This is a genomic window from Candidatus Bandiella numerosa, from assembly GCF_021811875.1.
GTDB classification, from domain to species: Bacteria; Pseudomonadota; Alphaproteobacteria; order Rickettsiales; family Midichloriaceae; genus Aquirickettsia; species Aquirickettsia numerosa_A.
Window position 1 is genome coordinate 1 of the sequence record NZ_JAJBJD010000014.1, and the last position, 10,541, is coordinate 10,541.

General features: G+C 30.3%; 9 protein-coding genes, 2 tRNA genes and 1 riboswitch. Of the genes, 4 read left to right on the forward strand and 7 right to left on the reverse strand.

The annotated features are described in order from the left end of the window. Positions 1-135: 135 nt before the first annotated feature. The 4 genes from thiD to thiM all read right to left on the reverse strand — a co-directional run bounded on the left by thiD (position 136) and on the right by thiM (position 3,394). A complete protein-coding gene (gene thiD / locus L8D11_RS01110; RefSeq protein WP_236869838.1) occupies positions 136-960 on the reverse strand; it encodes a bifunctional hydroxymethylpyrimidine kinase/phosphomethylpyrimidine kinase in 825 nt (274 codons plus the stop codon). Between the two features lie 2 nt (positions 961-962). Next, positions 963-1,949 carry a thiamine-phosphate kinase gene (gene thiL / locus L8D11_RS01115; RefSeq protein WP_236869839.1) on the reverse strand — a complete coding sequence of 329 codons (987 nt, stop codon included), beginning with the start codon at positions 1,947-1,949 and terminating at the stop codon, positions 963-965. After that, positions 1,950-2,555 (reverse strand): thiamine phosphate synthase, encoded by a 606-nt coding sequence (gene thiE, locus L8D11_RS01120; RefSeq protein WP_236869840.1) that lies wholly within the window; start codon positions 2,553-2,555, stop codon positions 1,950-1,952. A gap of 20 nt (positions 2,556-2,575) precedes the next feature. After that, positions 2,576-3,394, reverse strand: a complete 819-nt coding sequence (gene thiM, locus L8D11_RS01125; protein WP_236869841.1) for a hydroxyethylthiazole kinase — start codon at positions 3,392-3,394, stop codon at positions 2,576-2,578. Further along, positions 3,383-3,484: riboswitch (TPP riboswitch) on the reverse strand. Its footprint overlaps the gene before it by 12 nt. A gap of 144 nt (positions 3,485-3,628) precedes the next feature. Here thiM and L8D11_RS01130 point away from each other — a divergent pair. Together L8D11_RS01130 and L8D11_RS01135 are read left to right on the forward strand one after the other, a co-directional pair. After that, a tRNA-Gly gene (locus L8D11_RS01130) sits at positions 3,629-3,703 on the forward strand. A 4-nt stretch (positions 3,704-3,707) separates the two neighbouring features. After that, positions 3,708-3,783, forward strand: a tRNA-Ala gene (locus L8D11_RS01135). A 219-nt stretch (positions 3,784-4,002) separates the two neighbouring features. Here L8D11_RS01135 and L8D11_RS01140 read toward each other — a convergent pair. Genes L8D11_RS01140 through L8D11_RS01150 form a run of 3 tightly spaced genes read right to left on the reverse strand, consistent with a single transcriptional unit; the run spans position 4,003 to position 7,611 of the window. After that, positions 4,003-5,412: a mannose-1-phosphate guanylyltransferase/mannose-6-phosphate isomerase gene (locus L8D11_RS01140; RefSeq protein WP_236869842.1), complete on the reverse strand. Its 1,410-nt coding sequence runs from the start codon at positions 5,410-5,412 to the stop codon at positions 4,003-4,005. A gap of 14 nt (positions 5,413-5,426) precedes the next feature. Then, a complete protein-coding gene (locus L8D11_RS01145) occupies positions 5,427-6,497 on the reverse strand; it encodes a glycoside hydrolase family 3 protein (RefSeq protein ID WP_236869843.1) in 1,071 nt (356 codons plus the stop codon). 25 nt (positions 6,498-6,522) lie between these two features. After that, the gene (locus L8D11_RS01150; protein ID WP_236869844.1) at positions 6,523-7,611 is read right to left on the reverse strand and encodes a mechanosensitive ion channel family protein; all 1,089 of its coding nucleotides are present in this window, start codon (positions 7,609-7,611) and stop codon (positions 6,523-6,525) included. 316 nt (positions 7,612-7,927) lie between these two features. Between L8D11_RS01150 and secF the strand changes: the two genes are divergently transcribed. Both secF and L8D11_RS01160 read left to right on the forward strand, forming a co-directional pair. Further along, on the forward strand, positions 7,928-8,779 hold the full coding sequence (gene secF / locus L8D11_RS01155; RefSeq protein ID WP_236869845.1) for a protein translocase subunit SecF: 852 nt from the start codon (positions 7,928-7,930) through the stop codon (positions 8,777-8,779). Continuing rightward, on the forward strand, positions 8,776-10,218 hold the full coding sequence (locus L8D11_RS01160) for an amino acid permease (protein WP_236869846.1): 1,443 nt from the start codon (positions 8,776-8,778) through the stop codon (positions 10,216-10,218). The genes secF and L8D11_RS01160 overlap by 4 nt, the downstream gene beginning before the upstream one ends. The last annotated feature ends 323 nt before the right edge of the window (positions 10,219-10,541 follow it).

Consider the following 10,541-nt stretch of genomic DNA (forward strand, 5'->3'; position numbering starts at 1 on the left):
AATTAGCCTCTCTGATACTACCTCGCCTTTTTCTTTTTTTCTTACTATTATTTCAAAATCCATTTGATACCTGTATTGTTTTAGGTCAAAGGTTAGCACTTTTCCTATTTATACGCTATCTAATATTTATGCTTCCTATCTGCACTTAGTTTCCTCCATAAAATAAAAATGATCTACAGGACCAGAACCCTTCCCTAATTTATATTTAGAACCACTCACAATCGCTTTGTTAATATATAAATTTGCATTCTTTACTGACTCATAAACAGAAAATTTATTACCTATATAAGATGCAATTGCGGCAGAGAATGTGCACCCAGTTCCATGTAAATTTTTTGTTTGGATTCTTTTATTTGAAAACCAATGAGATTTTTGATTCTTACAATCATATAATAAATCCCAACAATCTGCTTCTTTCTCTAGGTGACCACCTTTGATTACAATAAAACCTAAGCAGTATATAGAAATTTTTTTCGCAGCTATAATCATGTCATTTTTAGAAATAATTTTAAGCCCTGACAGATATTGCGCTTCATAAATATTGGGAGTAATAATTGTAGAAATGGGCAATATTTTGCTCTTTAGAGATTCTAGAGCTACCTCTTGCAATAATAAATCTCCACTTTTTGCAAACATTACAGGGTCGGTTATTATTGGTATAGTAGAACATTCAATCAATTTAGTATGCACAATTTCAATTATTTCAGGTCTGTGTAACATACCAATCTTTATTACATCAACACCAATATCTTCTATAATGGCGCTTATTTGCTCAGCTATTGATGCATTAGGTAAGTCATAAATCTTTAATACTCCAGTTGTGTTTTGAATTGGCAATGATGTGAGTACTGTCATTCCGTAACAATTTAAAGCAGAAAAAGTTTTTAAATCAGCTTGTATTCCTGCTCCACCGCTACTGTCAAAGCCTGCAATACTCAATGCTCGTATATATTTTTTCATAATTAAAAGTGCTTGAAATCTTGATATGGGTTTGTATATTTAACTCCGTGTTTAAAGTATAAAATCTCCTCATCACTTTTGGCTGCAACACTTCCAATGCAGTGAAATTTTTTATTAAATTTTTTGAAATATTGCCCATGTATATCTGCAAAATCTCTAGAATCTATAGTAAAAATTAAATAATAATCCTCTCCACCAGTTAGTAAAAATTTATATAAATCCCAATTTTTATTTGCGCACACTCTTTGTAATTTATCATCGATAGGTATCTTATCAACGTTAATATTTGCTGAGCAATTTGATTGCTTACAGATTCTGCTTATATCTTTATTTAGACCATCAGAACAATCTATCATGGCATGGATACTACTAAAGTTTGCTAAATATTGAGATTCTTGAAGATAAATATGTGGAGCAATATGTTTGTTTATTAGGTATTTGTCGTCTTCACATATAAGTGATTGTATATTTTTTGTTAAATCTAATCCTGCTGCAGATGCTCCAGGCATGCCAGTTATACATATGTAATCTCCTATTTTTGCAGTAGATCTATATTTAATTTTATTATTATTTGCTTCACCAATGATTGTTACAGAAATAAAAAATTTTGATTTGGATGCTGTTGTGTCTCCACCTAATAAATGGATATTATGTTTTGTTGTTTGTTCTTTAATTCCCGATATAAATCCTTTTATAAAGATGTTATCTAAGTGGTTTGGTATTGCACAAGATATAAATACAAATTTTGGCACACCACCCATTGCCGCAATATCGCTTATATTTACACTAATTGATTTTGAACCTAGATCTTTTGAAGAAATAGTGCTTATAGAAAAGTGCACATCTTCTACTAATGCATCAGTTGATATTAGCCATGAGTTATTGGCATCATTTGGTATTACTGCGCAATCGTCACCGATACCAAGCACTCCAGTTGGTAAATTATATCCTTTTAACATTTCTATGATACGTTCTTCAGAAAAATTCATTTATATTTCATTAATTGTCAGTCTAAATTTATTAGCTATGAATCTTGGATTTTTGTGATTGAAAATAGCTGAGCTTATTGCAAATCCATCCGACCCTGAACTCATCAATGTGTGAATATTATCAAGTGTTATCCCACCAATTACTATCATCGGTTTGCTCTTATTACTGGTCAATAACGAAAGCGCTTCTATGCCAATAGGTTTTTCTGCATCAGCTTTTGTGTTTGTTGGGAAAATAGGACCTATGGAAAGATAATCAGCATACTCATTTTGCTTATCATGTAATTGAGTTAGGTTATTAATCGAAATTCCAATAATAAAATTGCTTCCTAAATACTCTCTAGCATTTTGTAATGAAGCGTCGCTCTGACCAACGTGCACGCCATAAGCTGATATTTTTTTTGCAATAACTAAGTTATCATTGATGAATAGAGGTATGTTATATTTTTCAGTAATTTCTTTGCACTGATTAGCTAATTTTAAAAATTTTTCAAACTCTAAATTTTTTTCCCTCAATTGTATTGAGGTGACACCACCTAAAATTACTTGCTCTATTAAATCTAAAAATTCTATATCAGATATTTTTTTATTGCGATTTGTGATCAAATATAGCTTTAAAATACCTCTTAACATCTGGAAATTTTTAGATTTTTTAAAAATTCTTCTTCTCTCAAGTTATACAAAGTATCAATGAAATTTTGTTGAAAGGAACCAGGCCCTGATGATATCTTTGCTGCAATTTGACCAACCACTCCATAAATTGCAACCGCTGCAACTGTTGCATTATAATAATTTTTTTCAACTGCGACAAAACTTGCAATAAATGAACCTAATGCGCATCCCATTCCAGTAACTTTTTGCATTAATATACTTCCGTTACATAATTTATATACCTGTTTACCATCAGTAATGTAATCATCCTTGCCTGTTAATGCTACAACAGTATGATACATTTGAGCTATTGCCTTTGCGGACTCCACTACTTTATTTGATTCGATACAGCTATCCACTCCTTTAGATATAGTAGCATCTCCTATGTTTGCAATTGGAGCCAAAGATAAAATTTCAGAAGGGTTGCCTCTGATAACGTTGATACCAAATTCATTAATAATTTTCTTTGAAAAATTAGTTCGATATTTTGTTGCTCCAGCTCCAACTGGATCAAAGACTACCTGCAATTCATAGGTTTTAGATATAATTAATGAATCTATAATATTTTTTTCCCATAATGGGTCTAGCATTCCAATATTAATTGATATGGCTTTAGTGGCTTTATACAGCTCCTTAAACTCATCACATATATTAGACATTATAGGTGACGCTCCAGTTGCAAGAAGTACATTTGCTGTGTGCTGCATCACAACAAAATTTGTTATACTCTGAATTAGTGGATTATCTTGGTGAACTTTTTGAAATACGCCCCAAATTTCTTTCTCTGTGATCATAAACTTTCCTCCGAAGGTATTAGCCTTTTCAGGTTCAAAGGGTATTTCTCAGCACGCGCACTATGTCAGCGTGCACCCCTAGCTTTAGTTACCAACTGGTAGCATATTAGAAATCTTGTGACAAGCATTATATAATATGTTATATCAGTTTACGTTTAATAAATGCCTTTGGCAAAGTTATTAGATTGCATTTAATATTATTTTAGGTATATTTTATCTTGTTATATCTAAAGAGCGGGCGTAGCTCAGTGGTAGAGCACAACCTTGCCAAGGTTGGGGTCGAGGGTTCGACTCCCTTCGCCCGCTCCATATTGGGGGCATAGCTCAGTTGGTAGAGCATCTGCTTTGCAAGCAGAGGGTCATCGGTTCGAATCCGTTTGCCTCCACCACTATATATAGATTTATTTGAAATAGAAATTAAGCAAATAGGAAATATTAATTAAACTGTGTCAGGCTAATTTTTCCACAACAGAAAAGTCGTATTTTTACCTTGATTTAGTTTTAATTTATTTTGGAATATAATGTAAAGTTGAGCCTGTATTGTAGAAGTAATACATGAAGTTGAATTCTGGCTCTTCTATATCTCGCGTAATGCTAAATGATTTTAATTAGACTCTTCCGTATATATCATCATACCTATGTATATCGTCCTCTGTTAATTTCTCTCCAAGTTGGATTTCTAATATTTCCAATATTTCATTATATTGATTCTCTAATCTATGTTTAGCTTTTATAGGAATGTACGTAGATTGATTTTTGGTTAAATTAAAAACTTTTTCATTTACTGTTACTGTAGCTATACCTTTAATGACTGTCCATTGCTCAGCTCTAAATTCATGACTTTGCAAAGATAATATTCCTTTAGGATTGACAACTATTTTTTTTATTTTATAGCCATCAGATACAATTAAATTTTCATAATATCCCCAAGGTCTGTATTCTTTGTTTCCATCTATTAATTCTTGCAAATTATTTTTTTGCAAAAATCTAATAATATCTTCAATTCTTTCAACTTTATCCTTATGAATTACCAGTATTGCATCCTTAGTTGAAATAATATTGATGTCTTTCAGCCCCATTGCTACAGTCAATGCATTTTCTGAGTTAATATAACAATTTTCACTATCTAAAAATACTCCATTTCCAATTAATCCATTATTTTGCATATCCTTTGGTGCAAGAGCTGTGTACGAAGCAAATGAGCCAATATCTAACCAATCAAATTCGCATGGGTATACTGCCATCATTTTTGTCTTTTCTAATAAGGCTTTATCTATTGATATATTTGGACAAAATTTATAACATTCCCCTCCTAGTTCAACTATATTTTGCTTCACTGTTGCTTTTTTTAAAGCACTTTCAGCATATTTTAATAAATCCATTGCATATTTTCCCATCTCACTTATTACTATTTTTGGAAAAGCTAGTAAAATTCCCATATTTAATAAATAGTCTTTTGGATTTAAGGATTGCATTGATAAAATATCTGGTTTTTCAATAAAATTTATTGCCTTAACAAAGGGGGAATTTTTTATTTGATCTCCCTTCTGAACATAACCAAATCCCTGATTGGCTTCACTAAATTTAGCACCTAATATGATGATTAATTTATCAATTTTTTTACTCAAAAAACTTATATCTTTTATAAAATCATCTTGATTTTTTATGTGATGATCTATGGGTAAAACAAGCATTAATTGCTCTTTATTTTTCAGCAATAGCGAAGCTACTGTAACGGCTATAGCAGTATTTTTAGAATCAGGTTCCAAAATAATTGTATATCTGGTTATTTTAAATTTTTTCAATGAATCTTCTATTAGCCATTGATGATTTTTTCCGCAAATAATTAAAGGAGGATTAAATAGACTATGGTCATTAATTCTAGCAAATGTATTTTGAAATAGGGTAATCCCATCTTTTATATCAATAAATTGTTTAGGGTAATTTTTTCTAGAAAGTGGCCATAATCTCTTTCCTTCACCTCCAGCTAGTAATATTGGAGTAATTTTTATATTCATATGATGTATTAAATTCAATTTATTTTAGCATTATTAAATTCCAGTAGCTTTTTAAGCTGCATAATGCGTGAGTACGATTCCTCTATTCTACCTTGTGAAATTGTTCCATTCAACACCCCACACTCTATAATATTTACAATTTTTTGAGGTGTAGTCTCCCAAGAATCATTATCTTCGGAATTAATGAAACTGGCAGAATTTCTTGTAAAAACTAAAATATCGTTACCAGCATTTATTGAGAGATAAACAACATCTTCTAAAGAGTAATAATTCCTTATTGCCCCCATCTCTAAGGCATCAGTGATAACTACTCCTTGAAAATTAAGAGTTTCTCTTAATATACCTGTTATAATTTTTTTAGATAACGTTGCTGGATAACCTTTTTCATCTAAATTGCGATTAATAATATGCGCTGTCATAACTACCGTATTCGTGGAGTATGAGAGTAAATCATTATATGGCTTTAGTTCTAAATCTATATTCGCTAAGTCCGTTGTATCAGTCAAACCTTTGTGTGTATCATTTTGGGCAAAACCATGCCCTGGAAAATGTTTTAGTGTAGAAATTATATTATGTTTTTTATGGGCATTTATGAATTGCTTTGAGTATTCAATTACTTGATTAGGAACATGCCCAAAACTCCTTTCTAAGCCTCCAATAACGCTGCATTGAGGATTGCAGTCGATGTCAACACATGGTGCAAAATTAAAATTTATACCATTGTCTTTAAGCATTATAGCCATGTTTTCGTACAGCTTATAAGCTTCTTTGTAGGTATAATTTTCTGCTATATTTTTAGCTGAATTAGTATCAGCAAACCCTTTTTTTGCATTTAATCTTTGTACTACTCCCCCTTCTTGATCTACTGCTATGAATAACTTGGCACTAATTTTTTTAAATAATATAGTCAAATCCTTCAATTGTTTTGGAGAAATGATGTTATACCCAAACAATATCACACCAGCTAGGTTATAAGTTTGTATATCTCGTATTATTTCTTGAACTCCATTGTCAGAATGTCTAGACCCACTGAAGCCAAACATCAGCATAGAGCCTATTTTTTCTCTTAAGGATATTTGCTTCATTGATAACTTCATCTTCTATCTCTGTTTATAGCGGTACACTACATTGTATGCAAGTTGTTTTAGTGGAAAAAGCCATTTCAGCGTTATTTTTACCAATTATTTCATTAATTTTTAGTAACACATCTTGTTTGACTTCTTGATATTCAATTGAATCGGTGGTTTTAGTAAATGTGTAGATCATAAAATCAACAGAAGATTGATTAAATTGGGTTAAATTGACGATTAAGGTTTGATCTGAGGCAATTTCCTCATGTTTTAAAAGCATATTTTTTATATCATCAATTATTTTTGTCACAACAGCAATATCGCAATATCTAATTCCTATAATTTCTTTAATCCTCATATGTGGCATCTTTGAAGTATTTTCTATTACTATATCGTTAAAAACAGAATTTGGCACATATAAAGGGCGTTTATCAGATGTACTAATTTTTGTAAGCCTCCAACTAATTGATTCCACAATTCCTTCTATTTTTTTGTCTGGAGAACGAATACGATCACCTACTTCAAAAGGTTTATCAAGATATATTAAAGTTGCTCCAATAAAATTGGCCAATAAATCTTTTGAAGCAAAACCAAGTATTATGCCACTCACACTACCAAACGCAAGTACTCCAGTTATATTAATTCCAGAAGTTTCAATTGAGGTTAGTAAAGCAAAGAAAATAACGATAATTTTTAATATTCTACAAAAAGTTCCAATTGGTATATTAACCGGCATATTAACTCTATTAGCAAGGGAACTCTTTTTTTGAGCATATAATTCACATTCATGTATTAGCTTAAACGCAAATAATCCAAATAAAAATATAAATACAATTTTTCTGGCAAACAAAATAGAATGTAATATATCAAAATTTAAAAATTTATTTGCTAATATAATTATATATGATGCAACTAATACCAATATTAAAATCTTCAGGGGAGTTTTGATTGAAAAAATTACTATTTTATAAACATTCCCACCCCTTTCTACCTTTTCAAATTTACGATAAAATTTACTAATAATTTTATTTGCAATAAAACCGAACAACATTATCAACAGAATTTCTATTGACACATATAGCAACAACTTATTATTTGAAAAAAAATCTACTGAAAAAATATTATGCATATAAACAAAATAAATACCTTCTTTTATCATGATATATTCAATCATTTTTTTTTCAAGATAATAAAAATTTGAAAAGTATTGTTACATGAAATCAATAAATGGTACAATTTTCATTATAGATAAATCATCTGGCTTTTAGCTTATTACTGTTATTTTTGGATTGTAATATAAACGATGCGTTACAATTCATAAATTGACATTTTTAAACTATTATGTATCTTGTAACCTAATCTTTTGGTCAATTATAGATTTTTACACCCACATGTATACATGGTTTGATCATATAGAGCTATACCAATATTAAAGATAGCCAAACATGTTTTCAAAATTTTTTGATTTTTATTCTTATAGAAATTACGGCTTTTTATTCAGCATTATTTTTACAATAATTACTATTGTAGGATATTTCTACAATGGGCTAAATTTAGGTATTGATTTTAAAGGTGGAGTAATAATTGAATTAACCTCAAAAAACTCTAATAATATTAAAAGTGTTTTATCCACTAAATACAATGATATTGTTTTACAGCAATCTGGTGAAAATTTGGTTATACGCCTACAGAATGTAGAAAATAGCAACATAAAAATAACAGATCAAATAAAATTTGAAATATTGCAACTAGATCAAAAAGCTAATTTTCTCAAAATTGATTTTGTAGGGCCAAAAATTTCTGATGATTTGGTTAAAAAAGCTATTTCTGCATTTTTTTGGTCTTTGTTTGTTATAATGATTTATATCTTAGTAAGATTTAACTGGAAATTTAGCATAGGTGCAATATTATCATTAATACATGATTTAACAGCCTCTATAGGTTTTTTTGTATTTACTGGATATGAATTTAATTTGACATCTATTGCTGCAATTTTAACAATTATTGGATACTCTGTAAATGATAGTGTAGTCATTTATGATCGTATAAGAGAAAATGCATCTGGTAATAATCAATGTTATCTTACTGCCAAAGTGATCAATAAGAGCATTAATGAAACTTTATCAAGAACTATAATGACATTTTTAACAACTTTTGTCGCTTGTATTTCTTTATGGATTTTTGGTGGTGAAAATTTAAGGAGCTTTAGTGCTGTAATAACATTTGGTATTGCATTTGGCACTTATTCATCTATATTCATATCAGCAAATATTTTACCATTCCTAGCTAAACGATGAATATTAAAGAAATTTTTAGAAAAAAGTCATTTGAAAAATTACGTAACGAGGCTGATTCATCCAAAGGATTAATCAGAAGCATGGGAGCTTTTCAATTGATACTACTTGGAATAGGAGCAATTATTGGCGGTGGAGTTTTTGTACTAACTGGGACCGCTGCTTTTAATCATACTGGACCGGCCATAGTCTTATCCTTTGCTCTTAGTGGAGTTATTTGTATTTGTGCAGGATTATGTTATGCAGAATTTGCATCTATGATACCAGTATCAGGAAGTTCATATACCTATGCATATGCTACACTTGGAGAATTGCCAGCTTGGTTGATAGGTTGTTTTTCTGTGCTGGCTTATTTTTTAGCTGCAGCATCTGTGGCAAATGGATGGTCAAGTTATTTTGTAGGTTTGCTAGAGCATTACTATATTTACCTGCCAGAAAAATTTATGCATGTAACAGGGCATTTATACAGTGATTCTAATGGAGAAATGAAGAAAGCATTTTTTAATTTACCGGCTTTCTTGATATCTATAGCTACTATGCTAGTTTTGTATAGAGGAACTAAAGGTTCTTCAGTTATTAATGCAATTATAGTATTTATAAAAATGGCTATTTTATTCCTTTTTATTGCGATTGGCGTAACTAAAATAGACTTTAACAATTGGGTGCCTTTTATACCAGAGAATACTGGAACTTTTGGAGAATATGGGTTCTCAGGTGTGATTGCGGGAGTGTCCATATTATTTTTGGCATTTAACGGATTTGATTCTGTTTGTACAGCAGCACAGGAGACCAAAAATCCACAAAAAAACTTACCAATAGGTATAATTGGAGCAATTATTATAGCTACTATAACCTATATTTTAGTAGGAGCAGTGCTTACGGGAGTTGTAAATTATAAAGACTTAAACACAGCCCAACCATTTGCAATTGCTGTAAAAAAAATGAACAGTCCAATCTTTTTAATATTTGTTAAATTAGGTGCTGTAGCAGCAATCACATCGGTAATACTTGTACATCAATATGCTATTGTTCGTATGATATATTCGATTACAAAAGATGGTTTGTTGCCTTCTATATTTAAAAAAATTCATAAAAAATATCATACTCCATACTTATCTACTGTAATAGTTGGTTCATTAATGGGAATAGTAGGGGCTACAATGGAGTTAGAGGAACTCGTAAAACTTAGCACATTTTTTATATTGCTGATAATTATAGTTATATGCTTTAGCACAATATACCTAAGATATAAGAGACCAGACTTAAAAAGAAATTTTAAATGTCCATTTATTCCCTGGATTCCAATGGTAGCCATATTATTAGCAGGACAGATATTATTTAGTTACCCTGCCATAACCATAAAGTACGCTTTAATTTGCCTAGTAATATGCACAATTTATTATCTATCTTATGGAAAATATAAAAGCAGTTTGGAAAAATAATTTCAAATCTCTTTTTGAAAAAAAAAATCTATTTATGGAATTAATTTTAAAATCTCAAATTACAATAAATTGAAGAAGAGGTTATCATTATTTCAAGATATAATGTCTTTCTATAACCTCTTTCTAATTTATCGCATGTATTGTTTTAGTTATATTAACTTTTATATTTCATTAAAAGTAGATTTAGGACCCATATATAAAGACCATTGCATAATAGGCAGAAAGAAACATATATGATAGAATGAAAAGATAAGTACATACGAAAGAGGAGGCAAAATGTCATTTTTAGTAAGAGAAGCAGAAGAACGTATAGAGAAGAGTAA